General features: G+C 61.4%; 20 protein-coding genes. 9 read left to right on the top strand and 11 right to left on the bottom strand.

From position 1 onward, the window contains the following. Positions 1 to 35: 35 nt before the first annotated feature. On the bottom strand, positions 36 to 323 hold the full coding sequence (locus CLV89_RS15260; protein WP_106164527.1) for a hypothetical protein: 288 nt from the start codon (positions 321 to 323) through the stop codon (positions 36 to 38). Further along, the gene (locus CLV89_RS15255; RefSeq protein ID WP_106164526.1) at positions 304 to 3126 is read right to left on the bottom strand and encodes a [protein-PII] uridylyltransferase family protein; all 2823 of its coding nucleotides are present in this window, start codon (positions 3124 to 3126) and stop codon (positions 304 to 306) included. Before CLV89_RS15255 ends, CLV89_RS15260 begins: the two co-directional genes overlap by 20 nt. 590 nt (positions 3127 to 3716) lie before the next feature. Between CLV89_RS15255 and CLV89_RS15250 the strand changes: the two genes are divergently transcribed. The 4 genes from CLV89_RS15250 to CLV89_RS15235 all read left to right on the top strand — a co-directional run bounded on the left by CLV89_RS15250 (position 3717) and on the right by CLV89_RS15235 (position 6040). After that, the gene (locus CLV89_RS15250) at positions 3717 to 4166 is read left to right on the top strand and encodes a DUF2852 domain-containing protein (RefSeq protein ID WP_106164525.1); all 450 of its coding nucleotides are present in this window, start codon (positions 3717 to 3719) and stop codon (positions 4164 to 4166) included. A gap of 67 nt (positions 4167 to 4233) precedes the next feature. Next, a complete protein-coding gene (locus tag CLV89_RS15245; protein WP_106164524.1) occupies positions 4234 to 4665 on the top strand; it encodes an RDD family protein in 432 nt (143 codons plus the stop codon). Positions 4666 to 4826: 161 nt separating this feature from the next. Beyond that, entirely contained in the window at positions 4827 to 5651 is an 825-nt protein-coding gene (locus CLV89_RS15240) for an arginyltransferase (RefSeq protein WP_106164523.1), read from the top strand. Positions 5652 to 5656: 5 nt separating this feature from the next. Further along, positions 5657 to 6040, top strand: coding sequence for a VOC family protein (locus tag CLV89_RS15235; protein WP_106164522.1), 384 nt, complete (start codon positions 5657 to 5659; stop codon positions 6038 to 6040). Positions 6041 to 6202: 162 nt separating this feature from the next. Here the strand turns inward: CLV89_RS15235 and CLV89_RS15230 are convergent, their stop codons facing one another. From CLV89_RS15230 to CLV89_RS15220, 3 genes are all read right to left on the bottom strand, one after another. Continuing rightward, positions 6203 to 8557: a TRAP transporter large permease gene (locus tag CLV89_RS15230; protein WP_106164521.1), complete on the bottom strand. Its 2355-nt coding sequence runs from the start codon at positions 8555 to 8557 to the stop codon at positions 6203 to 6205. A gap of 16 nt (positions 8558 to 8573) precedes the next feature. Beyond that, entirely contained in the window at positions 8574 to 9521 is a 948-nt protein-coding gene (locus tag CLV89_RS15225) for a TRAP transporter small permease subunit (RefSeq protein ID WP_106164520.1), read from the bottom strand. A gap of 137 nt (positions 9522 to 9658) precedes the next feature. Then, positions 9659 to 10744 carry a TRAP transporter substrate-binding protein gene (locus CLV89_RS15220; protein WP_106164519.1) on the bottom strand — a complete coding sequence of 362 codons (1086 nt, stop codon included), beginning with the start codon at positions 10742 to 10744 and terminating at the stop codon, positions 9659 to 9661. 313 nt (positions 10745 to 11057) lie between these two features. Here CLV89_RS15220 and CLV89_RS15215 point away from each other — a divergent pair, with 313 nt between their 5' ends. From CLV89_RS15215 to ilvN, 4 genes are all read left to right on the top strand, one after another. Beyond that, positions 11058 to 12491 carry a cache domain-containing protein gene (locus CLV89_RS15215; protein ID WP_106164601.1) on the top strand — a complete coding sequence of 478 codons (1434 nt, stop codon included), beginning with the start codon at positions 11058 to 11060 and terminating at the stop codon, positions 12489 to 12491. Positions 12492 to 12537: 46 nt separating this feature from the next. Further along, on the top strand, positions 12538 to 13182 hold the full coding sequence (locus tag CLV89_RS15210) for a response regulator transcription factor (RefSeq protein ID WP_106164518.1): 645 nt from the start codon (positions 12538 to 12540) through the stop codon (positions 13180 to 13182). Between the two features lie 515 nt (positions 13183 to 13697). Then, positions 13698 to 15449 (top strand): acetolactate synthase 3 large subunit, encoded by a 1752-nt coding sequence (locus CLV89_RS15200; protein ID WP_106164516.1) that lies wholly within the window; start codon positions 13698 to 13700, stop codon positions 15447 to 15449. A 69-nt stretch (positions 15450 to 15518) separates the two neighbouring features. Continuing rightward, complete coding sequence (ilvN, locus tag CLV89_RS15195; RefSeq protein WP_106164515.1) at positions 15519 to 16079, top strand: acetolactate synthase small subunit; 561 nt, start codon at positions 15519 to 15521, stop codon at positions 16077 to 16079. A gap of 142 nt (positions 16080 to 16221) precedes the next feature. On the opposite strand, the gene CLV89_RS15190 is transcribed toward ilvN, so the two are convergent. Further along, positions 16222 to 16704, bottom strand: coding sequence for a hypothetical protein (locus CLV89_RS15190; RefSeq protein ID WP_106164514.1), 483 nt, complete (start codon positions 16702 to 16704; stop codon positions 16222 to 16224). A 193-nt stretch (positions 16705 to 16897) separates the two neighbouring features. On the opposite strand from CLV89_RS15190, the gene CLV89_RS15185 reads away from it, so the two are divergent. Continuing rightward, positions 16898 to 17698: a helix-turn-helix domain-containing protein gene (locus CLV89_RS15185; RefSeq protein WP_106164513.1), complete on the top strand. Its 801-nt coding sequence runs from the start codon at positions 16898 to 16900 to the stop codon at positions 17696 to 17698. Here CLV89_RS15185 and CLV89_RS15180 read toward each other — a convergent pair. From CLV89_RS15180 to CLV89_RS15160, 5 genes are all read right to left on the bottom strand, one after another. Beyond that, complete coding sequence (locus tag CLV89_RS15180; RefSeq protein ID WP_207796945.1) at positions 17691 to 18500, bottom strand: DUF2189 domain-containing protein; 810 nt, start codon at positions 18498 to 18500, stop codon at positions 17691 to 17693. The two genes, CLV89_RS15185 and CLV89_RS15180, sit on opposite strands and share 8 nt — an antisense overlap. Before the next feature lie 75 nt (positions 18501 to 18575). Continuing rightward, a complete protein-coding gene (locus tag CLV89_RS15175; protein ID WP_106164599.1) occupies positions 18576 to 19952 on the bottom strand; it encodes an amidase in 1377 nt (458 codons plus the stop codon). 242 nt (positions 19953 to 20194) lie between these two features. Next, the gene (locus tag CLV89_RS15170) at positions 20195 to 21199 is read right to left on the bottom strand and encodes a hypothetical protein (RefSeq protein WP_133166729.1); all 1005 of its coding nucleotides are present in this window, start codon (positions 21197 to 21199) and stop codon (positions 20195 to 20197) included. A 4-nt stretch (positions 21200 to 21203) separates the two neighbouring features. Beyond that, positions 21204 to 22328, bottom strand: coding sequence for a peptide chain release factor 2 (gene prfB, locus CLV89_RS15165; protein WP_106164511.1), 1125 nt, complete (start codon positions 22326 to 22328; stop codon positions 21204 to 21206). Between the two features lie 114 nt (positions 22329 to 22442). Continuing rightward, a complete protein-coding gene (locus CLV89_RS15160; protein ID WP_106164510.1) occupies positions 22443 to 24950 on the bottom strand; it encodes a penicillin-binding protein 1A in 2508 nt (835 codons plus the stop codon). Positions 24951 to 25171 lie beyond the last annotated feature (221 nt).

Genomic DNA, 25171 nt, shown 5'->3' with positions numbered 1-25171 from the left:
GAGCCACAGATCAAGGCCTCAGACCACGCAAACGGTCACTCACTGCGCGGGCGGGCGCGCCAGCCGCCGCGGCGCCTTGGACGGACGCCCCCTGCCAGACCATCGCGCAGCACGCCTGTCATCGGATGATCGGGATGCATAGGCCCATAGCGTTCCAACAGGGCCGAGAGAGCCGCATTTGTGTCCTGATCCATGGGCGCCGACAAAGCCCAGTCGAGAAAGATGCTGCGGCACTGCGCGGCATCGACCCCCTCGATCCGGTAGGCTTCGCGGATCAATCCCTTTGGGTCCAGCGCCCCGGCCTCAGCTGATGGCTTGCTCATCACTCTCGTCCTTCGTTCCCGCGGCGGCACCCACCGCGGCATCAATACAGGCGGCCGACGTCGCATAAGCTGCTTCCAGCGCCTGTTGCAGAGCGCCAATCCCGTCGCATCCGGTGCTCCGCTGAAGGAAGGCCGCGCCCCCCTCACCCCGTACCGCACCGTCAGAGCCCTTGCCCGCGATCAACCGCGCAGCGCTCTGTACCGACCAATATAGCCCATATGCCTCTGTCAGCCCTTGCGCCTGAGCGTCATCAAGCCAGCCGCTGGCGACACCTGCCAACAGCCCCTCTGCCACGGTCCGGCAGGATTGCCCCGCCAGCAGTGTGCCAGCCTGCGCTGCCAGTTCGATATCCAGCATACGCCCCGGCCCGGTCTTGGCGTCCCACGGACCATCCGGCGTCTTTGCCGCAGCCAGACGTCGGCGCATCTCCGACACCCCTGTCAGGACCGTTGTCCGGTCGCGTGGTGCCGCAAGGAAGTCGCTGCGGAAGGCCTCGACCTCGGCGGAGAGATCCCGGTCTCCCGCGACCACCCGGGCGCGGGTCAGTGCAAGATGCTCCCAGATCCAGGCGTCGTTTTTCTGATACTGGGTGAAGCTGGGCCAGCTGGTGGCCACCGGCCCCTGACTGCCGGAAGGGCGCAGGCGCATGTCCACCTCATAGAGCCGTCCTTCCGCCATCGGTGCCGACAGCGCCGTCACCACCGCCTGTGTCAGCCGCGCATAATAGGGCCGCACCGCAAGCGGGCGTTTGCCCTCGGACATCTCGGCATCGAGGGGGTCGTAGATCATGATCAGATCAAGGTCAGAAGAGGCTGTCAGGCGTCCTGCGCCCAGCGACCCCATGCCGACGATCACACAGCCCCGCCCCGGCATCGGTCCGTGCTTGGCGGCGAAATGTTCTGTCACCTTCGGCAGCAAGCCGACAATCACCGCATCCGCCAGCTCCGCATAATGCTGCCCGGCCTCCGCCGCATCAATCAGTCCGCGCAAATGATGCACACCGGTGCGGAAATGCCATTCGCGATGCCAGCGCCGAGTCAGGTCCAGCTGACGTTCGTAATCGCTTTCGGCGGCCAGCGCCTCCTGCAGTTCGGTGATCAGCGCGGCGCGCCCTGGCCAGTCGGAAAAGAAACCGCCATCCAACACCGCGTCAAACACGGAGGAATTGCGCGACAGATAATTGGCCAGCGCTGGCGAGGTGCCGACGATATCCACCAGCAGGTCGATCAGCTGCGGATTGGCCTCGAAGAGCGAAAACAGCTGCACGCCCGCCGGCATGCCGGCCAGGAAGCCATCCAGCGCCAGCAGCGCCTCGCCAGGGTTGGCGGTCCGGGACAGGCGGCCCAGAAGTTCCGGTTTGAGCCGTTCAAAGATCCGCGCGCCGCGATCAGACCGCAGCGCGGGATAGGTCGGCCAGCGGGCGATCACCGATTGGTCCAGCTCCTCGGGCGCGGGCTCTGCCGGTTTGGCCGTACCACCGCCGGAGGGCACGAAGAAGTCCTCTGTCAGCCGATGCACGTCCTGCAACCGCTCCCGCAGACCGGCGACAAAGCTCTCGGCGTCCTCGTCCATCAGGCAGGCGATGCGGGCAAGCCCCTCCTCTGAGGTGGGCATCCGGTGGGTCTGGGCGTCATGCACCATCTGGATGCGATGCTCGATCTCGCGGTGGTCGCGGTAGTGGCGAGCCAAGGTCTCGGTCACATCGGCAGAGATCCACCCGGCCTGCGACAACGCCTGCAGCCCCTCCACAGTGCCGCGCACCCGCAGCGAGGGATCGCGCCCGCCCGCGATCAGCTGACGGGTCTGGGTGAAGAACTCGATCTCGCGAATGCCGCCGCGTCCCAGCTTCATGTCGTGGCCCAGCACGGTGATCGGCCCACCGGTGCCCTTGTTCTCGCGGATGCGCAGCCGCATGTTGTGGGCGTCCTCGATGGCGGCAAAATCCAGATGCCGTCGCCAGACAAAGGGCGTCAGGGTCTTGAGGAACCGCTCACCCGCGGCGATGTCACCGGCGCAGGCGCGCGCCTTGATATAGGCGGCGCGTTCCCAAGTGCGGCCCAGGCTCTCGTAATAGCGTTCCGCCGCCTCCATCGCCAATGCCACCGGTGTCACCGACGGGTCCGGGCGCAGCCGCAGATCGGTGCGAAACACATAGCCCTCGGCGGTGCGGTCGTTGAGGGCGGCGCTCATGTTGCGGGTGGCGCGCACCATGGCCTGACGCGCCTCCATGAAGTCATCGGGCGCAAAGCGGGTCTCGTCAAAGAGACAGATCAGGTCGATGTCGGAGCTGTAATTCAGCTCATAAGCACCCATCTTGCCCATGGCAAAGACGCTCATGCCGCCAGCGGTTGCGATGTCTTCCTCACTCATCCCCGGCAGCTTCTTGCGTCGGATCGCCAGGGCGATCTCCGCCTTCAACGCCACATCCACCGCCAGTTCGCCAAAACGGGTGAGCGTGCCGGTCACCTCCTCCAGCGGCCAGTGACCGGAGAGATCGCAAAGCGCACAAAGCAGCGCGATCTTGCGTTTGGCCCCGCGCAGGACAGACTTCAGCTGATCCGGTGGGCAAGCGCGGCAGTCGTCGAACACCGTCGCGCGCGCGGCCTGGGGATCCGCGAGGGCGCCCTCGATCCAGTCACGCTCGGAGCGGATCAGGGTTTGAAGATACGGGCTGCTGCCCGCTGCCCCTTCCAGAAGCGCGCGCCAATCGGCGGGCAAGTGGCCAAGCTCTGCCGTGACCTCGCGGCTGATCGCGGGGTCGAAGGAACGGGGACAGCGTATGATCTGAAGCGCATTTGACATGGCGGGAGACTGTGGCGCAGCGACCAGAGCGTCAATCCCCAAATGCCAGGTGCCACCCGCGCAAGATCATCGTTAAATTTTCGAAAAGCGATATTGCTGACGCCAAAGCCTGCGCGTTTTTCGAAGCACCAGACTCGCCGCGCCCTCCGTAAACACTCAATCTTTTCGGTAAACTAACGGTTCAGGCGCCGTAAGGCGCATCTACAGCCTTCCACAAATGCAACTATTCGGATATTATTGAAACAGCGGTCGCGCTCCCATTTCGGGGACCGAGTGATGCAGTAACCAGTTGTTTGTCTGGCGGGCTTGTTTCCGGCAGGCCGTCCGAAACCAGTGTTTTCGGACATTATACTTAGTACACGTGGTTTTGGGCGCGTGGCCGCACCTTGGCTTCCCTCTTTCTCTGCGCTTTTGCGTCATCCCGCGTCGCAGTCTGACGGCCTTGGCGCTGTTCTCGGCAGGCATGTTCCTACGCAAAATCAAAGTAAATGTGAAAAACATTTACATGCCCCCTTGCAGGGAGGCCGGTGGCTCCACATATCGGTGATGTAAATGATGTTTACATAAACCCATCACCGTGGAGAGAACCGATGACGAGTTATACCACCAACCTGCCGCCGACCCCGCACCAAGGGTGGCTGGCCAAGAGCGAAGCCTGGCTGGATTCCAAGGGCAAAGGGGCCTGGATCGCGGCAATGGTTCTGGGTTTCGTTCTCTTCTGGCCTGTCGGCCTTGCCATCCTTGCCTATATGATCTGGAGCAAACGTATGTTCAAATCCTCCTGCCGCCGCCGTTCGTCCCACATGCATCACGGATTTCACGCGATGAAATCGAGTGGCAACAGCGCCTTTGACGCCTATAAGGCCGACACGCTGTCGCGCCTTGAACAGGAGCAGAGCGATTTCGAGGCTTTCCTCGCCCGGCTGCGCGCCGCAAAGGACAAGGCCGAGTTCGACGAGTTCATGGATGAGCGGTCCCGTCATGCCGGTGCCGAGACATCGGATGATGACACCGCCGACCGTCCCGCCGGTCAGGCCTGATAGACACCCTGCCCGCCCGGAGCTGTTCCGGGCGGGAGCGCCGTTTCCAAATTTGCAGGAGCCCCGAATGACCGCCCTTCCCGATCCAGACATTCAGGCCGAGTTCTATTCCGGCGTCGCACCCAAGCGGCTGTTTGCCTTCCTGATCGATTCTGTCCTGATCTTTGCCATCGCGGCACTGATCGTGCCGTTCACCGCGTTTCTCGGTCTGCTGGTATGGCCCGCCCTCTACCTGACGGTCGGCTTTGTCTACCGGGTCGCGACGCTGGCCAACGGGTCTGCCACATTGGGTATGCGGTTCAGCGGCATCGAGCTGCGCGAACAATCCGGGCAACGCCTGGATGGCGGCAGCGCGCTGTTGCACACCGTGGGCTATACCGTTTCCATGGCGGTTCCGGTACTGCAGGTGATTTCCATCCTGCTTATGCTTACCACCGCGCGTGGCCAGGGGTTGAGCGATCACATGCTGGGAACCGTGATGCTGAAACGGCGCGCCTGACGCGCCGTTTTTAACGATGGATTCCGAGGCGTTAATCCATTTTTCACATGGCCACTTGTCTCGCGCGACCCTGTTGCTATCATCCAGATACTGCAGAATTGTCATTGGACCGCCGTGCCCCGGCGGCCTGTCCCGTTAGAAGAGAGCCACAGACGCCCCTCATGCGCCATACGCTTCCGATTGCTCCTCAGTTTTATGTGACCGCACCGCAGCCCTGCCCCTATCTGGAGGGCCGGATGGAGCGCAAGCTGTTCACCTCACTGCAGGGCAACGGCGTGGAGCAGTTGAACAGCTCTCTGAGCCAACAGGGGTTCCGGCGATCACAAAATGTGCTCTACCGACCGTCCTGTTCGGATTGTTCCGCCTGCATGTCGGCGCGGATCAACGTCGACGCCTTCAAGCCGACGCGCAGTCAGCGCAAGACCCACAATCGCAGTCGGTATCTGGAGCGTCGCGCCACATCGCCCTGGGCAACGGAAGATCAATACGCCCTGTTCCGCGAGTATCTGGACCAGCGCCATGCGGACGGGGGCATGGCCGACATGGATGTCTTCGAATATGCGGCGATGGTAGAGGAAACCCCGATCCGCACCCGCGTGATCGAATACATGGACCCTGAACGGAACGCGCTGACCGCCGTCGCGCTGACCGATGTGCTCGAAGACGGGCTGAGCATGGTCTACTCCTTCTATACGCCGGACCTGCCGCAAAACTCGCTTGGTACCTTCATGGTGCTCGATCATATCGAAATCGCGCGCGAGGCGGGATTGCCGTATGTCTATCTCGGCTATTGGGTCGCGGGCAGTCAGAAGATGGGATACAAGGCGAACTTCTCCGGGCTTGAGGTCTATTTCGGCGGCCAGTGGACGCCGCTCAAGGATCCCGCAGCCTTTGAAGCCGAAGACCACCCGCTGTCCTCCGCGCCCATCGCTGAACAGGTGGCCAACATTCATCTGCCGCAGGGCCAGCACCCGTCAAAAAGATAGAGACCATGCAGCATCTGCATGCTTTGTCCCTTGTCGTTCCCGATTATGACGCAGCCATTGCCTTTTACTGCGGCCAGCTTGGCTGGCAGCTGGCCGAAGACGTCGATCAGGGCCGCAAGCGCTGGGTGCGCATCCTGCCACCGGGTGCCAGCCAGGGCAGCCTGATCCTTGCGCGCGCCGATGGCCCAGCTCAGCAGGCAGCGATCGGAAACCAGTTCGGCGGCCGTGTCGGTCTGTTCCTCGCCACGGATGACTTCGACCGGGATCACGCCGCGATGCTGGCGGCCGGTGTTGTCTTTGAGGAAGAGCCACGGCACGAACCCTATGGCACCGTCGCCGTCTGGCGCGACCCGTTTGGCAACCGCTGGGACCTGATCCAGCTCGTCTAGATTTTGAATTCACTTTGGTTGATGAGGCCAGCCGCTCGGGCGGGCTGTCCAGCTTTGCGGCTGTGCCTTCCGCCCCTGCAAGATGCCACGATCCGCAAAAGCCAAAGGGCCCCGCAGTTGCTGCGGGGCCCTTTTCTGTCTTGGTGTCTTGCCGGTGTTAGATCAATTCGGGATCAGCGCCGGCACGATCGTCACGATCGACGGGAAGAACCAAAGGATCGCCAGCCCTGCCACCTGGATCAGCACGAAGGGCAGAACCCCGCGATAGATATGCCCGGTGGTCACCTCTCGCGGTGCCACCCCGCGCAGGTAGAACAGCGCAAACCCGAACGGAGGCGTCAGGAAAGAGGTCTGCAGGTTCACCGCCACCATGATGGTGACCCATTTAGGGTCGAACGAACCGCCATAGATCACCGGGCCGACGATGGGGATCACGATGTAGATGATCTCCAGGAAGTCGAGCACAAAGCCGAGGATGAACAGCACGAGCATCACGATCAGGAAGACTTTCATCTCACTGTCGAAGCTCTTCAGGAAGTCCTGAATATAGTGTTCGCCGCCAAAGGAGATCACCACCAGGTTCAAGAGCTGCGACCCGATTAGGATGGTGAAGACCATCGACGTCACCTTGGCGGTCTCCCGCACGATCGGCGTCATCACCCCGCCCCGGAACAGCACCCAGATGCCATACAGGAGACCAAAGAGGGCAAACAGATAACACGCATAGGCAAAGAAGAAGGCCGCGTAGCTTTCTGCCGGCACCACATCCTGATTGATCCGCAGGTCGAAGTTCACACCGGTCAGGATCGCAAGGATCACCGCAAAGGTGGCCCAAATGATGATACTGCCGGTCTGCCCCTCATCCTTCAGCTTGCGGTAGGCCGCCAGCATGATTGCACCACCGGCCCCAAGCGCCGCAGCCGGCGTCGGGTTGGTAATGCCACCGAGGATGGACCCCAGCACCGCCACGATCAGAACCAGCGGCGGGAACACCACGCGGATCAGGTCGTTGCGGGCACAGCGCGCCGCCGCTTCACGACAGCCATAAAGCGCAAGCAGGGTCGGCAGCAGCATCCAAGCCACCGTGGCCGAGGCCGAAGTGGTTGGCGTGATCGCCACGATATCCACCAACGCCAGAACCAACAGGCCAATGGCACCGAGGATCAGCGGCTTGGCATCGCGCGACGGCGCCACCCCACGGCCTACGGCCAGGGTCAGACCCAGCAACACGATCAGCGTCGCGATCCCGGTACCGATGGGAGCTGCGTTGGCGATCTTCTGCTCCAGCGCAACCGCCTGCTCGTCTTCCGAGAGTTTGGTCGCGGCGGCAACACCACCTGCGGCGTCGATCTTGACCTGCTCGGCCACCGCATCGTCCCAGGCTGATTGACCATGCAGGTCGATCATCGCTGCCTGACACTCCGGCCCAACATTGGTGCGCAGCGTCGCGGTCTGCCCCGCATCCGAGAATGTGGAAATGGTGATGTCCTGGCTGCCAACCACGTTGAGGCTGCTCATCAGGACCGTGCCAACGATCAGCGCCGCCGGAACACCAAGGAACCAAGTCAGCCCCTCCCCGCGGGTGATCGGCTCTTCATTGGCCGCCCCCATCGACACCGCCGGCGCCTTGTGCGGGTTCATCAGCGCGTAGCCAAAGGCATAAAGCGCATAGAGCAGTGCCAGCATGATCCCCGGCAGCAATGCTGCCTGGAACAGGGTGCCGACAGAAACCACTGCCGGCTCGCCGAGATAGGTCAACGCGTCAGAGCACCCTGCCTCCTGAGCGCGGTTTTCCTGCGCGGTGGAGTAGAGATCCCCTGCCAGCGTGCCCAGCAGAACGATCACGATCGAGGGCGGAATGATCTGCCCCAGCGTGCCGGAGGCCGCAATCACACCCGTCGCCAGCTCTGGCGAGTAGTTGTTGCGCAGCATGGTCGGCAGGGCCAGCAGGCCCATGGTGACCACGGTGGCCCCCACGATCCCGGTGGACGCGGCAAGAAACGCGCCCACAACCACGATGGACACCGCCAGACCGCCTGGCAGCGGGCCGAAGACGCGCGCCATGGTGGTCAGCAGATCGTTGGCGATCTTGGAGCGTTCCAGCGTGATGCCCATCAGCACGAACATCAGCACCGCCAGCAGCGTCTCGATCGACGCACCTGCAAGGACGCGTTCGTTGATGCGATTGACGATGAAGGAGACGTTGCGATCCATCGCAACTTCCCAGCCCTGCGGGAACACCGGTTCGCCGATGCGTGGCAACTCCGGGTATCGGAAGACCGAGATCACATCGGGTTTCACACCCGAGTTGACCAGATTGCTGTAGGCTTGGCTCGACGTATCGATAGCCTGGTGGATAAGAAGGCCACCACTGTCCAGTGCGGCGATGATCCCGAAGGAAATGACCCCGGCCCCGCCGATGGCAAAGGCCACCGGAAAGCCGGAAAGAATGCCCCCGAAGAGGCAGAAAAAGACGATGATCAGGCCGATTTCGACGCCATCAAGTCCGAATAGCATGTGAGCTGTCCCTTAGTTAATGAGCGCCTTCATAGGCTTCTTCACCTGCGCCAAGCGTATCCTTGTCGAGGTACTTCCCCTCTGCTTCCTCACCCTCGATGAACTCGAGGAAGGAGCGGTAGAAGAAGGCCACCGCATGCAGGAACACCAGTCCCGCAAAGGAGATCAGCAGGATCTTGAACAGGAAGTAGGCGTTGAAGCCGTTGGGCGAGAACCCGATTGTTTCGACATTCCAGCGCAGCGCACGGGCCTTCATGACCAGGCGATCAAGCGTGTCGGACGCCGAAGGGTTCGGCACGATCAGATGACGCCACAGGAAGAACCAGCCGTACATCCAGGTGATAACCGCAACCGGCATCATGAAGATCAGCGAGCCGATCATGTCGATGACACGTTTGGCCCGGTGTGAAATGCCAGCGTAAATCAGATCAACCCGCACATGGCCGCCCTGCACGAAGGTGTAGGTGACGCAGAAACACACCACGAGGGCGTTGTAGAGTTTCAGCTCTTCGGCGAACCAGGAAATGTCTTTTTCCAGCGCGATCCCAAGACCGAAGCTCATGTCCGGACGGGCAAAGACGCGCTGCATAAACACGATGATGATCTGCTGGACCACCATCAGCAACCCGGCCCAGGCAAAGATCCGGCCCAAGGTGTTGGCAAAGCCCTCAAGCGCGCGCACCATGCCCCACATGAAGCCGCGGAAGTAGAGCCCCACGCCGGTCAGTACGAGGAATGTGGTGAAGACCACAAAGAAAAACTCGACCGAGCCACCGTAATAGACAAAGCGCATCACCGCCTCTTTGTCCTCGGTGGTGTTCGCCCAGGTCAGCCAGCCAAGCCAGAGCTCGGGATGGGTGATGGCATAGCCAAGATTATAAAAGGCGCCAAAAACATTAGAGACGAGCCACCACAGGAAGCCGCCAATTGCGCCAAAAAAGGAAATACTCATGTCGTCCTGCATGGCTCCCCCGGAAGTTCAGCAGGCGGTCAGGGGGCGTCTGGCAACGGAACATCCGGAGACGCGCACCTCAAGACCGCAAGTGCAAAAGAGATCCCCCGCGCGATGCGGGGGATCCGTTTCAAGTTCACAACCGGGGATTAGCCCAGAACGCGATCTCGCTGTGCCACATAGGTGCCGGACGAGGTGTTGATCCAACCCGAAGACGACTTCATCGACGCCATGGCGCTGTCGTAGATCTTCTTGTAGAGCTCGTCGCCCATGTTTTCCTGATGCACTTCCATGGAGGCCTTGCCGAAGGCATCCCAAACGCTGTCGGGGAATTCCATGACCTTGACGCCACCGGCCTGCAGACGCTGCAGCGCCGCGCCGTTGTTGGCGAGGAACTGGCTGAGGTTCCACTGGTGCGCTTCGGCGGAGGCGATCTCGATCACCTTCTGATGCGCGGGCGACAGGCTCTCGAACACTTCGCGGTTGGTGGCAACGGACAGACCTGCACCCGGCTCGTGGAAGCCCGCGGTGTAGTAGGTCTTGGTGATTTCCTGGAAACCGGCTTTTTCGTCCGCCCAGGGGCCGATCCACTCGGTGCCGTCGATCGCACCGGAGGACAGCGCCTGATACACTTCGGAGCCCGGGATGTTCTGAACGGAGGCGCCCAGTTTACCCAGTGCTTTACCGCCGAGACCCGGCATACGGAACTTCAGACCGTTGAAGTCGTCGGGGCTGTTGATCTCCTTGGAGTACCAGCCACCGGCCTGCGCGCCGGTGTTGCCGCCGAGGAAGGATTTCAGACCAAAGATCTGACCCAGCTCGTCGTGCAGCTCCATGCCGCCGTCCTGGTAGTACCAGTTCGCCAGTTCCTGCGCGGTCATGCCGAAGGGCACAGCGGTGAAGAAGGCATAAGCCGGGTGCTGACCGACGAAGTAGTAGTCGGCACCATGATACATGTCGGCCTGACCGGCGGTCACGGCATCGAAGACTTCGAACGCGCCGACGAGTTCGCCTGCGGCCTTGAGGTCAACGGTCAGCGCGCCATCGGTCATGGCGGTGATGCTGTCGGCCACGCGCTGCGCGGAGTCATGCACGCCTGCAAGGCCACGGCCCCAGGTGGTGACCATGGTCAGGGTGCGGTTGCCCTGGGCATAGGCCGGAGCAGCGAGGGTTGCGGATGCGGCAGCAGCGGAGCCGCCGATGGCGGATGTTTTCAGAAAGGATCGACGATCCATGGTGTTAGTTCCTCCCAAAACGTATCGGCCGCTCCGGTGCACGACACTTTGTCCTTGCGCGTGCGGCCTTCTTAACGTGACACACACCCTACCCACCCGGTGAGACATGTGAATACCAATTAATACGTAGACGCGGTGCTTTTTTGTCCGTAGCCGGAGGAAACCAGACCAGAAATGCCTTGCGAAACTGCCTGCGCGCAGCTTTGTGAGGGGGCAAGCGGTTTGCGGGGTTTGAATCTGAGCGTCGGTGCCGTAACGATTCGAGACGCCCCTCTGCCCGACCTCCCAATTGGCCAACTGCGGAACCGATATGATGATCCGGCGCCTGTTTCGCCCGAATTACGCACAAAAACTGTCTCTTTTGGCAACGCTCCCGCTGATTGTGGCCTGCTTGGCAATTGCCGCGCTGGTGGCGCATCAGTCGCGCTCCATGGCAGAGCGCGAAATTCAGGTCCTTGAACGGCAGTTGATCGAGGCGAAGAAAGCCGAGCTGCGCAACTACGTCACCCAGGCTAGAAACGGCTTCATGCACATCTATGGCCCGGCTGCTCCTGATGACGCGCAGGCCAAGCAGCAGGTCACCCAGATCCTCAGCGCGATGATTTATGGCAAGGACGGCTTCTTCTTTGTCTATGACTACGACGGCACCAATCTCGTCAGCCCGCGCCAGACGGACTTCATCAATCGCAACTGGTCCGGTCTGACCGATCGCGATGGCGTGCCTGTCGTCGACCGGTTCATCGAGATCGCGCGTCAGGGCGCGGGCTGGCACAGTTTCACCTGGGAGAAACCCTCCACCGGCGAAGACGCGCAGATGATTGCCTACGTGGTCGGATTGCAGGACTGGCAATGGGCGGTGGGCACAGGCGTTTTCATTGACGATGTGATTGCCTCGATCGCCACCTCCCGCCAGGAGGTGGAGCACCGGGTGCGGCGGACATTTCTCTATATCGGGGCGATCACGCTGGTGGCGCTTTTGCTGGTGTTTGCCTCTGGCATGCTCCTGAACATCCGTGAACGGCGGTTGGCAGATGCCAAACTGAAGGAGCTGACCCAGAGGGTCTTTGACGCCCAGGAAGAAGAGCGTGGCCGGGTCGCGCGGGAGCTGCACGATTCCATCAGCCAGCTTCTGGTCGGGGTGCGCTACACGCTGGAAACCGTGAAACAGCGCATTGGACGCGGCGAATACAAAGCTGCCGCCGCCCCGCTGGAGAAAGGCGTCGAGGGGTTGGCAACCGCGATCACCGAAGTGCGCCGGATCAGCCGGGATCTGCGGCCGGGCGTGCTGGATGACCTCGGCCTTGGTCCCGCGCTCAAGGCTTTGACGGATGATTTTGCCAGCCGCACCGGGATAGAAACCGATTTCACCACGGTCGTATTCCGCAACCGTCTGGATCAGGAAGCCAAAATTGCCCTTTATCGCATCGCGCAAGAAGCACTGACCAATATCGAACGCCACGCAAAGGCAACACGGGTCACCATGGATCTACGCGGCCACGAAAAAGGGGCAACCATGCGGATCACCGACAATGGCATTGGCCTGCCGCTGGACCAGGCGCGTGGGACCTCCGGCATCGGACTGCGGAACATGCAGGAGCGGATGGAACAGCTTGACGGTAGCATACACATTCTGTCATCTCGCGGCGCCACAGCTGGCAAGACCGGTGGCACCGTGATCGAAGCCAGCCTGCCGCTCAGTCACCTGCTGCCACCGGGAGACGAGCTGGCAGCACACCGCCTGCCCTAGCGCATGCACCAAGGAACCGACGGTTGATCGAACCGGGAGACACAACATGACCGCTATCACCCGCGTCTTGGTCGTGGACGACCACCCGATGGTGGCCGAAGGCATTCAGTCCATCCTGGAGGGGTATGAGGACATCGAAGTGGTTGCAGCAGCCTCCGGAGGCCGCGACGCCATCACCCGCGCCGAAGACCTGCTTCCGGATGTGATCCTGATGGATCTCAACATGCCCGATGTCGGCGGCCTCAGCGCCACCGAAATCATCCTGGAACGCTGCCCGGACATCCGCGTGCTGATCCTGTCGATGCATGACAGCCCGGAATATATCTCCGCCGCCCTCAGCCATGGCGCCGTGGGCTACGTGCTGAAGGACGTCCAGCCAGAAGAGATCAAGACGGCGATCGATGCTGTCATGCGCGGAGAGCAATACCTCTGTACAGGCGCTGCGGGATCGCTGGCGCCCAGCTCCGGCACCAGCCGCGAAGCGCTGACCGGTCGCGAGCAGACTATCCTGCTGGAACTGGCGCAGGGCAAGTCCAACAAGGAAGTGGCAATCGCACTGGACATCTCGGTGCGCACGGTGGAGACCCATCGAAAGAACATCAAACGCAAACTCGGCATCTCCTCCACCGCAGGTCTCACCCGCTATGCGCTGGAACATGGCGTGCTGCAGGGCACCGGTCGCGGCATCTGACGTTACCCGATGCCCTCAGGCCAGGCGGTGCGTCCGTCCGGCGATGCAGACCGCCCCACTTCATCTTTTCCCAAATACCTCGGAGCGCGAGGCAGAGCCTCGCACAGGACAGCGCGCACAACCGCGCTGCTGATCCGGCGCGCCGCAGGCGCTCCGCGTGGCCCTCTCCGCTACAAAAGCCACGAGACGTCAAAAACCACCCCAAATCTTCCCAATAATGTCAAAAAACAATAGGCTGACGAAAGAAAACTTCACAACAGGGGTGTAAAACCTGTCTTTTCCCTGTTGACCCTCCCCGCGGACGCTCATAATGTCGCCGAAGAACGCATGAAGGAGGCCACCAACAATGGCACGGCTAGTCGTAATTGTAGGACACACGCGCATGGGCCGGTGACGGTAGACCATAATTGAACCCATGCGCCTCCGATCCAGAAAATCGGGGGCTTTTTTATGCCAAGACCACTGAGTGAAGACCGACGCGAAGAAAGACGATGTCGTGAACTGGAGCAAAGCAGATGACACGTGAAATGACCGGCGCAAAAATGATCGTACAGGCCCTGAAGGATCAGGGCGTGGACACGGTATTCGGATACCCCGGAGGCGCCGTCCTACCCATTTACGACGAAATCTTCTTGCAGAATGACATTCGCCACATCCTGGTGCGTCACGAACAGGGCGCGGTGCATGCCGCCGAAGGCTATGCGCGCTCCACAGGCAAGCCGGGCGTTGTGCTGGTGACCTCCGGGCCCGGTGCCACCAATGCGGTGACCGGCCTGACGGATGCGCTGTTGGATTCCATCCCGCTGGTGGTTCTTACGGGCCAGGTTCCAACCTTCATGATCGGTTCGGACGCCTTTCAGGAGGCAGACACCGTCGGCATCACCCGCCCCTGCACCAAGCATAACTGGTTGGTGAAGGACACCGAGAAGCTGGCCGCCACCATCCATGAGGGCTTTCACGTTGCCACCTCCGGCCGCCCCGGCCCGGTGCTGATCGACGTGCCCAAGGACGTGCAGTTCGCCACCGGCGAGTACCAGCCGCCAAAGCCCACCGCCTCGCATTACCAACCCTTGGTGAAGGGCGACATGGAGGAGATCACCGAGCTGGTTGCCGCCATCGAGAAGGCCGAACGCCCGGTGTTCTATACCGGCGGCGGCGTGATCAACTCCGGCCCCGCCGCCAGCCAGCTGCTGCGCGAACTGGTAGAGGCGACAGGCTTTCCGATCACTTCGACCCTGATGGGACTGGGCGCCTATCCGGCATCCGGCAAGAATTGGCTGGGGATGCTCGGCATGCATGGTCTCTACGAGGCCAACATGGCGATGCATGACTGCGACCTGATGATCAACATCGGCGCGCGCTTCGATGACCGGATCACCGGCCGCATCGATGCCTTCTCGCCGAACTCCACCAAGGCGCATATCGACATCGACCCCTCCTCGATCAACAAGGTGATCCGGGTCGATATCCCGATCGTCGGCGACGTGGCCCATGTTCTGGAAGACATCCTCAAGGTGTGGAAGTCCCGCGGTCGCAAGACAAATGCGGAGGCACTGGCCAACTGGCAGGGCCAGATCAGCGAATGGCGCGCCATCAGCTGCCTGAGCTACACCGGCTCCGAAACCACCATCAAGCCGCAGTATGCGCTGCAGCGGCTCGAAGCGCTGACCAAGGATCGCAATCGCTACATCACCACCGAGGTGGGCCAGCACCAGATGTGGGCGGCGCAATATCTGAACTTCGAAGACCCCAACCGCTGGATGACCTCCGGCGGCCTCGGCACCATGGGCTATGGCGTGCCCGCCTCGATCGGCGCGCAGGTGGCACATCCCGATGCGCTGGTGATCAATGTCGCCGGTGAGGCCTCCTGGCTGATGAACATGCAGGAAATGGGCACCGCGACCCAGTACCGCCTGCCGGTGAAACAGTTCATCCTCAACAATGAACGCCTCGGCATGGTGCGCCAGTGGCAGGAGCTCTTGCATGGCGAGCGCTACTCCCACAGCTGGTCCGAAGCCCTGCCCGATTTTGTGAAACTGGCCGAGGCCTTTGGCGCCAAGGGTATCATCTGCAAGGATCCGGCGGATCTCGACGATGCGATCATGGAAATGCTGGACTATGATGGCCCGGTGATTTTCGACTGTCTGGTGGAAAAGCATGAGAACTGCTTCCCGATGATCCCCTCGGGCAAGGCGCATAACGAGATGCTGCTGGGCGAGGCCGAAACGCAGGGCGTGATCCAGTCCGGCGGCGCGGTGCTGGTCTGATCTTCACAGGTTTTCTCGCGCGGCGTGCCTGCCACGCCGCGCCCCGATATTTCGAGGAAAGGGACTGACATGTCTGCCCTACACATCAAAAAAGGCTCTACCAAGCACTCCGCCTACAACCTGCGTCCGAACTTTTCCGACGTGCAGGAGCGGCACACGATCACCGTGCTGGTGGAAAACGAACCCGGCGTGCTGGCCCGCGTCATTGGCCTGTTTGCTGGACGTGGCTACAACATCGACAGCCTCACCGTGGCCGAGGTCGACCATACCGGCCACCTGTCGCGCATCACCGTGGTCACCACCGGCACGCCGCAGGTGATCGAACAGATCAAGGCGCAGCTGGGCCGCATCGTGCCTGTGCATGAGGTCACCGATTTGACCGTTGCCGGCCCCTTCGTCGAGCGTGAGCTGGCGATCGTCAAAGTGGTCGGAGAAGACGACAAACGCGTCGAAGCGATGCGTCTGGCGGATATTTTCCGCGCCAAAGTGGTGGATACCACGCTCAACAGCTTCATTTTCGAGATCACTGGCACACCGGACAAGATCGACGCTTTTGCGGATCTGATGCGCCCGCTTGGCCTGACCAAGATCGCCCGGACCGGAGTTGCCGCCCTGCTGCGCGGCGAGTGATCCGCCACAGGCCGGCCTGGCCGGCCGAAGGCTCAAACCTGCAAAAGCGCACCCGCAAGGGTGCGCTTTTTCCGTTGGATCACGTAAAACCAGCCAGAAACGCCGCAGACCTGGCGACCTGATCAGTGTCAGCGCATCAGCGCTATGCGCGCATCAGTTCAGGAAACAAGGGCAGGATCGTCGCCCCGGAATGTTCCGTATTGGCAGCGGCTCGCTGTTCAGGCTCACCGCCCCGCACCGGGATCGACAGTGTCGTGACCTGCGCACCGTGGTGGACAGTATCGCGTCGATCTTCGACGTCATGACCAGCCAAAACCTCACCATCGACGACGGTCTCACGCTGAGCAATGTCACCAGACACCGCATCACTGCCCGCGGTCGGCACGCCAGCTTTCAGCACATCCGCAAGCCCCGGTCGCGTATCCATATCAACGACACGAACACCCGCAGCCATGCGTAGACCGCTTTCATATTGGCTTTTAAATTCCACGAGATCGCCCTTCTTCAACAGGGTGGGTTTGGACACCACATCCTGATGAACGTAATAGGCTAAATCTCCTTGATCTTCACACCAGATGACCGCTTTTGACTTTGCGGTATCGGCCCAGACGACAACCCCGATCATTGCGGACCCCTTTTTGCCCGACTCTATTGTGCGTCAAATTCCTCTTTTCAAACATCCCCAACTTTCGCAATGAGAATTGCAATTTGTGTCGGCGTTGATACTCTACAGCGTCAGGTATTTCAGAAAATGTCTCTAAATGGCGTCATGCCATGATACCCAGAAGAACCAGTGTCGGAGTGAGTGCGGACCAAACATGTTGAAACAAAGCCGATCCCCTGCAGAATTGAGGACAGTCTTCGGAGACAATCTACGCATTCTGGCCCGCGAATACCCCTCCATTTCCGAACTCTCACGACGCCTTGGTATCAACCGCACCCAGTTCAACCGATATCTTTCCGGAGAGAGCTTTCCACGTCCCGATGTGCTGGACCGGATCTGTAGCTTCTTTGACGTCGACGCACGAATCCTCCTCGCTCCGGTTCAAACGCTTGGCCAGAATGAAAGCCACGCGCTGCACGGCAGCTATCTGAAAGATTTCATCGACGCCGGGCTCAGCCGTCTTACCGAAGATATCTTTCCTTCCGGGTTCTACCGCTTTACCCGGCGCAGCTTCATCAGCGAAGACAAGTTCGTCGTGGGCATCGTCCATGTCCACCGGATAGACGGGGTGACCTACGTCAAAGGCTACGAACCCCGTGCTGGTATGCGCTATCAGGGCCTTTCGACCGATGGGCCATCCCGGGAATACCGCGGCTACATGACCTGTCACGAGGATGGCGTCGCCTTTGTTCTCAGCCGCCGAAATACCCTGACATACTCCTTCAACTATCTCGCACGGGTCTCATCCGCCGAAAACAGCCTCTGGGCTGGCTATGTCGCCCGTACCGTCCGCGAGAGCGAAAGCGGAGAGCGGGTGCTGCGCATGATCTACGAATATCTCGGCACTGACGTGTCGCGTGCAATCGCCGCTGCCCGCGGCAGTGGCTTCACCAGCGCGCCGGACATCATCCCGTTCCACAAACGGCTGCTGCAACTGGGCACCCCGTTCAAGTAGCCGGAGCTTCGACCCGGAGCAGCCGATAGAGATGCCAGCTGGAATGCCCCAGCCACGGCAGCACGATCAGAAGCCCGAGAAACCCCGGCAGCAGCGCGACAAAGGTCAGCCCCGCCAGTAGCATGGCCCAGCCAAGCATCGGCAGCGGATGCGCCTGAACATAGGTGAAACTGGTGATCATGCCGGTCACAAAGTCGATCTCACGGTCCAGAAGCAGCGGCAAGCCCAGCACGGTGATCATGTAAATCAGCAGCGCGAACAGCGCCCCCACCAGAGTGCCGACAGCCAGCATGGTGACGCCCTGAAGGGTCAGAAAAACTTCGGTCGAGGTCGACACATTGACCATCGGCATATGCCCGAGAAACAGAGCAAAGATCATATGCCCGAGGAAGAACCAGAACATGAAAACGACGACGATAATGGCGCATATGGATGGCAATTGCCGCCCGCCCTGCTCAAGTATGACGCCAAAGATGCGGCGCGCATCCAGCCCTTGCCCCTGCTCGAGCCGACGTGACACCTCATAGTGTCCAACGGCGGCAAACGGGCCGATAAGAGGAAAACCGATGGCGGCCAGTACCAGCCAGTAACTCGTTTCGGTGCGGAGGGTGATCCAAGCCATCATCCAGCCAGCCAGCACATAGAACCCCGCAAAGATCAGGCCAAACATCGGCTTGGCGCGAAAATCGCGCCAGCCGCTGTACAGGGCCTGGCGCAAAATCGCTGCGTTCACGGGTCGCAACTCCGGCACCCCCATCGGGCGTGTGGGACTTTGCTGGTCGGGCCCCGTGATGTCTGTCATCTGCATCTCACCTTCCGTTCTGTCTCCGGCTCTGTCGCGGAACGCCTGCCGCTGCGCGTCACTCCCTCCGCGCGGTCAGGTCGCCGCCATGGCATTGTGGTAACGCTGGCCGAGACCGAGGATCCGGGCGTCACTGTTGTGAGGACCGATGATCTGCAGACCGATGGGCAAGCCTTCGGCCCCGCGCCCTGCAGGCACCGCCAGAGATGGCAGTCCCAACAGGCTGGCAGGCACCACGACCTCCATCCAGCGATGATAGGTGTCCATCGCCTGCCCGGCAATCTCGGTGGGCGCGGTCCACTCCACCGGGAAGGGCCAGCATTGCGCTGTCGGCAACAATACCGCGTCATAACTCTCGAACATCCGTGCGGCCGCGCGCATCCATCCGGCCCGCAGGTCAGACGCGGCCTGCACTTCCGCCCCCGTGAACCCGAGACCGCGGTCCAGTTCCCACAGGGCGGCCTCCTTGAGCTGATCGCGCTGTTCGGCAAGTGGGCGCAAACCGGCCGCCACCGCATAGGAGCGCAGGGTGATCCAGCTCTGCCAGATGTGCTCGGCCGGATAAGGCGGGGTCAGACGGTCAACCTGATGGCCTTGTGCCTCGAGGTCGGAAATTGCGCGCTCGCAGGTGTCCAAAATTCCCGCATCCATCGGATACGCCCCGCCCCAATCGGCAAGCCAGCCCAGTTTCAGCGGCCCCGGATCCTGCAACGGCAACACCGGCTCAGCACCCCGATGCAGGGGCAGACGCGGATCTCCCCCCGCCATGACATCCAGCAACAGGGCAACATCCCGCGGCGTGCGCGCCATCGGCCCGTTGGTGGCCAGCGTATGCAGGAACATGTCCCCTGCCGGCTCTGATGGCACCCAGCCCCAGGTGGGGCGAAACCCGTAGATCTCGTTCCAGCCCGCCGGATTGCGCAGGGATCCCATCATGTCGGAGCCATCCGCCAGCGGCACCATCCCCGCAGCGAGCGCCACCGCAGCGCCGCCGGACGAGCCCCCGGCAGAGCGGCTGGGGTCGATGGCATTGCCGGTCGCGCCATACACGGGATTGAACGTATGCGAACCGAGGCCGAACTCCGGCGTGTTGGTCTTGCCGATCAGGATCGCACCGGCGGCGCGCAGCCGCGCCACAAAGATATCATCCGCCTGTGCCACCTGCCCTGCAAAGAGCGGCGAGCCCTGAGAGCTGACCAGTCCACGGGCATTCGACAGATCCTTGATCGCCATCGGCAAACCATGCAGCGCGCCCCGGTCGGCCATCGGCACGGCGTCGGCAGCTCGGGCCTCGGCCATCAGCTCCTCGGTGGGCCGCAGTGCGACGATGGCATTCAGCGTTGGATTACGCTCCGCGATACGCGACAGAGAGGCCTGCATCAGAGCCTCCACGGTCAGCGTTCCCTTGCGCAAATCGCCGAGCAATTGGGTGGCAGTCGTGTCGCAGAGCATCATCCGAAGTCCCTTTCGATCTTTCGACCCAGAGCCTAGGATGCGGATAACGGTCTGAAAAGCCCCTAAAAACTAGAAAAGCAGATGCGCTAGGCGCACTGCAGCCGGACCGCCAGGTCAGGCTGCCACGCCCAACGCCGGAAGGGCATCTGTGATGCATGCACCGGGGGCGGGAGCCGTTCGCGCCAGCATGGGGCGTTGGCCGTCGGGCTAACGTAGCGCCAATCGCCGGACTGCGCTGCCTAGAGACGGCACAAAGGGGGACGCGGCGTGCCTCTGTCAGCGATTGACGCGCCTTCAAACCATCCGGCGCCAAGAGCGCCCGAAATCACTTCAATCCCGATCCAGGCGTTTTCGGGGGCCTCACCTGCCAACTCTTTCCAAAGCAGATGCGCCTCCCTGCCCATCAGAGCGTCAGATGCATCAAACGTATCGCAAGAGGTTTCCGCGCCGCGCGCCCTGACGAACGTACCGAAATGCTGCTCCAGCATGGCATGGCTGCTGGTGATCGCAGCCTGCTCTTCAGGTGTCCAGCATGCGGGCGCTGTCAGCACGTAACCGGGCGGGGTGACCAGAATATCATCGGAGAAAAAGGTCAGCTCCCCTTGCTTCAGGCCAGAGGCGATCAGCGCTACCGCTGCACGGAAGCTGCGATCTTGCGACCAGCCGCGTGTCTGTTGCAATTCGCTCGCGATCTCTGATGCGCCGCCCAAAAGACAACGGGGGCGTTCCATATATTCTGCGAGGGCATCGGGATCGACACCGACAGCGCGCAACTCTTGCGCGGTAATGCCCTGCTCCTCGAAATGGCGAAGCGAGACCCCCAACGTCCGGAGCGTGTCCGCCGTCTCATTCAGCCATTGAATGTCGTCTAGGGACGGTACGTAAAGATTCAACCGCAAGGTGTCTTGAACCTCGGAACTGTTCAGCGTCAGCTCTGATGTAACATCGGGAAACCGTATCGTGCAGACCTCCGGGCCGAGCACGGTCCAGTCGCCTTGTTTTTCTGCAGATCCATCCACCAGAAGCCGCGCGCCGAGGGCCGTCAGTGCGTCCCCATCAAACCCAGCCGCCCTCGCAGCGCCCGCGCTATGCGGACCGATCACGCAGCCATCACCACCGAGGAAGGTCAGCAGCGCGTTTGCATCCGTTTCCGGAGTGGAGGCGCGATCTTCTGCCGCTGCGGGAAGCATACCTCCGAGAAGCAGCCACGTGACCATGACACACTTCAGCGCAGGTCTCTTCATGGCCTTAGTCCTCGCCCTGGGCGTCGGCCCGGCTCTTGCCGGCCACCTTCATCGCGAGCGTTGCCGCCATGAACCCGTCGAGGTCACCATCCAGCACCCCTTTGGTGTCAGCGGTCTCGAAGTTGGTCCGCAGGTCTTTGACCATCTGGTAAGGCTGCATCACGTAGGACCGAATCTGGTTGCCCCAGCCTGCATCGCCCTTGGCCTCATGCAGCGCATTGACCTCAGCGTTGCGGCGGTCGAGCTCCATCTGGTAGAGCCGCGATTTCAGGGCCTTCATGGCGATGTCGCGGTTCTGGTGCTGCGATTTCTCAGAGGAGGTCACAACGATGCCCGTCGGCGTGTGGGTGATCCGCACCGCAGAGTCGGTGGTGTTCACGTGCTGACCGCCCGCACCGGACGACCGATAGGTATCGATGCGGATATCGGCCGGATTGACCTCGATCTCGATATTATCATCAATCACCGGATAGGCACCGACGGCGGCAAAGGACGTCTCGCGCGTGCCCTTGCCAAAGGGCGAAATCCGCACCAAGCGATGCGTGCCGCTCTCGGATTTCAGCCAGCCATAGGCGTTGTGGCCCTTGATCTGATAGGTGGCGGATTTGATGCCCGCTTCGCCGCCCCCCTGCTCTTCCTGCAGGTCTACGGTGAAGCCACGGCTTTCGGCCCAGCGTACATACATCCGCGCCAGCATCGACGCCCAGTCGCAGGCCTCGGTGCCGCCGGCGCCAGCCTTGATCTCCAGGAAGGCATCGTTGGCATCGGTCTCGCCATCCAGCAGCGCTTCCAGCTCCTTCTTGGCGGCCTTTTCCTTCAGCGCCTTCAGGGTGTTCTCGGCGTCGGTGACGACCTCTTCGTCCTCTTCCATCTCGCCCATCTCGATCAGCTCGACGCTGTCGTCGAGATCCTGACGGATGCCCTTGTAGGTGTCGATGGCATCAACCAGCGACTGGCGATCCCGCATCAGCTTCTGCGCCGCTGCCGGATCATCCCAGAGGTTGGGATCCTCGACCCTTGCGTTGAATTCCTCAAGCCGAAATTCCGCCGTCTCCCAGTTCATCCGCTGGGCAAGCAGGTCGAGCGATTTTTCGATATCGGCCACGATGGTCTGGATCTCGGCGCGCATGAGCATTCCTTGAAATCTTGTTTGAGATTGCGTGATACCGCAGCACCGGGACCACTACAAGAGTGCGGGCAGACAGGTGTATCCTGCCTGCCCGCACCAGAACTGTCAGTGGTGTCAGTAGAGCCCGCCGGAGCTGACGTCGCCAAAGGTCGCCTTGGGACCCAGCACAGCAGTGCCGCCGCTGGAGGTGGTGACCTGACGACCAGATTCGCTGACTTCCTCGAACAATGGCAGGTTCGATCCCATGCCAAAGCCCCCGTCGAAGGTCAGACCAAAGATCGGCTCTTCCCCGTCGCGGAAATATTCCGCCACTACATTGGCACCGCCCGCGCCGTTGGGCAAACGCCCGCCCGTATAGCGGTCGATCTTGATGAAATGGCCGCCCGGCGGCACGTCAAACGGACCACCCCCGAACTTCTCGGTCGCCTTGGTCATGAACTGCTGGAACACCGGGCCACACAGGGTGCCACCGTAACCGCGGCCCCCCTTCATCGGACGCGGATTGTCATAGCCGAAGTAGCACCCTGCAACGATGTTGGAGGTAAAGCCGACAAACCACGCGTCGCGCGCGTCATTGGTTGTCCCGGTCTTGCCTGCAGCCGGCACCGGCAGGTTAATGAGCCGCGAGGCGGTGCCGCGATCAACCACACCTTTAAGCATGGATGTCAGCTGATAGGCAGTGATCGGATCCATCACCTGTTCGCGGTTGGTCACGATCTTGGGCGCGCGGCCCGCGTCGAGTTCGGTAAAGCTGCAGTCCACGCAATCGCGATCATCGTGACGATAGATGGTCTGACCAAAGCGGTTCTGGATACGGTCCACCAGCGTTGGCTCCACCCGTTCGCCGCCATTTGCAAACATCGCATAGGCCGCGACCATCTTGTAGAGGGTGGTCTCTTCCGACCCGAGAGAGTTGGCGAGGAACGTGCCCATGTTGTCATAGACGCCAAAGCGCTCCGCATAGCCGGCAACCACTGGCATGCCGACCTCCTGCGCCAGACGGATGGTCATCAGGTTCCGGCTCATCTCGATCCCGGTGCGCAAGGGCGTGGGGCCGTAGAACTTGTGGTTGGAGTTCTTCGGTCGCCAGACACCCTGCGGGGTGTTGATCTCGATCGGAGCGTCGATCACGATCGTCGCCGGGCTGTACCCGCTATCCAGCGCCGCGGCATAGACAAACGGTTTGAAGCTGGAGCCGGGCTGACGCTGGGCTTGTGTGGCGCGGTTGAACACCGAATCCTGGTAGGAGAACCCGCCCTGCATGGCCAGAACACGGCCCGTGTTCACATCCATGGCGACAAAGCCGCCCTGAACCTCTGGCACCTGCCGCACCGACCAATGCTTCACTGCGTCGCCGTCGCGCACTGCAAGGGCATGGATCACATCGCCCGGTTTGAAGTTGTCGAAGAAATCGCCCCGGAGCCACTTGATATCCGACCGTGGAACGGTGCCGGTTCCGGTGACGCTCTCAATCCCGATGGTCAAGGCGTTTGCCTCAACCGCCATCACCACGGCGGGCAGCCAGGCGCCATCCTCCGTAATGATGTCACGCGAAATATCCGCATCGCCCAATGCCGCACGCCAGTCGTCCTCTGCGTCCAGGAGTGCCGGGTCAATCTCTGCAACCGGCCCCTGCCAGACACCGGTGCTGCGGTCGAACTCTTCCAGCCCCTTGCGCATTGCCAGCGCGGCCTCGGTCTGCATTTCCTCGTCGATCGTCGCACGGATGGTAAAGCCGCCGGTAAAGAACTCGCCCTCGCCAAAGTCATCCGACAGCTGGCGGCGGATCTCGTCGGTGAAGTAATCGCGCGGCGGCAGTGCGGTCCGGAAGGCGTCGAAATCGCCGTTCTGGACCGACCGCAATTCCTGTTCGCGCTCCACCTCGTAGACCGCTTCGGAAATGTAGCCGTTCTCTTTCATCTCCCGCAGCACATAGTTGCGGCGCTGGAGAAGGCGCTCTTTTTCACGAACCGGATGATAGTCAGACGGCGCTTTGGGCATCGCGGCCAGCGTGGCTGCCTCATGCGGTTCCAGCTCGCCCAGCGTCTTGTTGAAATAGGTCTGCGCCGCCGCAGTCACCCCATAGGAGTTCTGACCGAGGAAGATCTCGTTCAGATAAAGTTCAAGGATCTTGTCCTTTGACAGGGTCTCCTCAAGCCGTGTGGCGAGGATGATTTCCTTGATCTTGCGCTCCGCACGGCGGTCGCCGGACAACAGGAAGTTCTTCATGACCTGCTGGGTGATGGTGGAGGCACCGCGGACGTTCTCCCCGCGGGATTTCACCGCTTCGATGGCGGCGGCCAGGATACCACGCGCGTCATAGCCGGCGTGGGAGTAGAAGTTTTTGTCTTCCGCCGAGATGAAGGCCTGCTTTACCAGATCGGGAACCTCTTCCGATGGGGTAAACAGACGGCGTTCCTTGGCGAACTCGTCGATCAGCTGCCCCTCGCCGGAGAAAATCCGGCTGATGGTCGGCGGCTGGTACTGCGCCAGCGACTCATGGCTAGGCAGATCCCGGCCATAGACCCAGAAGATCGCCCCGATGGACAGGGCACCCACCCCGATTCCAAGGGTGATGGTACTGAAAATGGATCCAAAAATGGACAGAATGAACCTGATCACGGTGTGGGCCTCTCTCGCACGATGCGGCTCCTTATAGGGGGCAAGGTGACAAGGGTCAAAACGAGTTATGGCGGCGCATGAAACGCCACCGGATGGAGGGTAGAGCACATCATAGCAGATGCGCTGGGGTCTGTATTCTCACAATCTAATGTGGGGCCCCGACCGGCAAAAACCAGCAGAGTCGCAACCGCACAAGGGGGAGATCCCCGCACGCGGCGTCA

This window comes from Tritonibacter scottomollicae, assembly GCF_003003215.1.
Taxonomy (GTDB): Bacteria; Pseudomonadota; Alphaproteobacteria; order Rhodobacterales; family Rhodobacteraceae; genus Epibacterium; species Epibacterium scottomollicae.
The sequence above is the reverse complement of the archived record's forward strand: the minus strand, read 5'-3'. Positions and strand labels throughout refer to the sequence as shown.

Coding starts and splice junctions, on each gene's coding strand:
- CLV89_RS15245 (WP_106164524.1), top strand. CDS start 4,234: ATGACCGCCCTTCCCGATCCAGACATTCAGGCCGAGTTCTATTCCGGC.
- CLV89_RS15215 (WP_106164601.1), top strand. CDS start 11,058: ATGATCCGGCGCCTGTTTCGCCCGAATTACGCACAAAAACTGTCTCTT.
- prfB (WP_106164511.1), bottom strand. CDS start 22,328: ATGCGCGCCGAGATCCAGACCATCGTGGCCGATATCGAAAAATCGCTC.
- CLV89_RS15175 (WP_106164599.1), bottom strand. CDS start 19,952: ATGCTCTGCGACACGACTGCCACCCAATTGCTCGGCGATTTGCGCAAG.
- CLV89_RS15250 (WP_106164525.1), top strand. CDS start 3,717: ATGACGAGTTATACCACCAACCTGCCGCCGACCCCGCACCAAGGGTGG.
- CLV89_RS15220 (WP_106164519.1), bottom strand. CDS start 10,744: ATGGATCGTCGATCCTTTCTGAAAACATCCGCCATCGGCGGCTCCGCT.
- CLV89_RS15200 (WP_106164516.1), top strand. CDS start 13,698: ATGACACGTGAAATGACCGGCGCAAAAATGATCGTACAGGCCCTGAAG.
- CLV89_RS15235 (WP_106164522.1), top strand. CDS start 5,657: ATGCAGCATCTGCATGCTTTGTCCCTTGTCGTTCCCGATTATGACGCA.
- CLV89_RS15180 (WP_207796945.1), bottom strand. CDS start 18,500: ATGACAGACATCACGGGGCCCGACCAGCAAAGTCCCACACGCCCGATG.
- CLV89_RS15190 (WP_106164514.1), bottom strand. CDS start 16,704: ATGATCGGGGTTGTCGTCTGGGCCGATACCGCAAAGTCAAAAGCGGTC.
- CLV89_RS15260 (WP_106164527.1), bottom strand. CDS start 323: ATGAGCAAGCCATCAGCTGAGGCCGGGGCGCTGGACCCAAAGGGATTG.
- CLV89_RS15185 (WP_106164513.1), top strand. CDS start 16,898: ATGTTGAAACAAAGCCGATCCCCTGCAGAATTGAGGACAGTCTTCGGA.
- CLV89_RS15225 (WP_106164520.1), bottom strand. CDS start 9,521: ATGCAGGACGACATGAGTATTTCCTTTTTTGGCGCAATTGGCGGCTTC.
- CLV89_RS15210 (WP_106164518.1), top strand. CDS start 12,538: ATGACCGCTATCACCCGCGTCTTGGTCGTGGACGACCACCCGATGGTG.
- CLV89_RS15255 (WP_106164526.1), bottom strand. CDS start 3,126: ATGTCAAATGCGCTTCAGATCATACGCTGTCCCCGTTCCTTCGACCCC.
- CLV89_RS15230 (WP_106164521.1), bottom strand. CDS start 8,557: ATGCTATTCGGACTTGATGGCGTCGAAATCGGCCTGATCATCGTCTTT.
- CLV89_RS15240 (WP_106164523.1), top strand. CDS start 4,827: ATGCGCCATACGCTTCCGATTGCTCCTCAGTTTTATGTGACCGCACCG.
- CLV89_RS15170 (WP_133166729.1), bottom strand. CDS start 21,199: ATGAAGAGACCTGCGCTGAAGTGTGTCATGGTCACGTGGCTGCTTCTC.
- ilvN (WP_106164515.1), top strand. CDS start 15,519: ATGTCTGCCCTACACATCAAAAAAGGCTCTACCAAGCACTCCGCCTAC.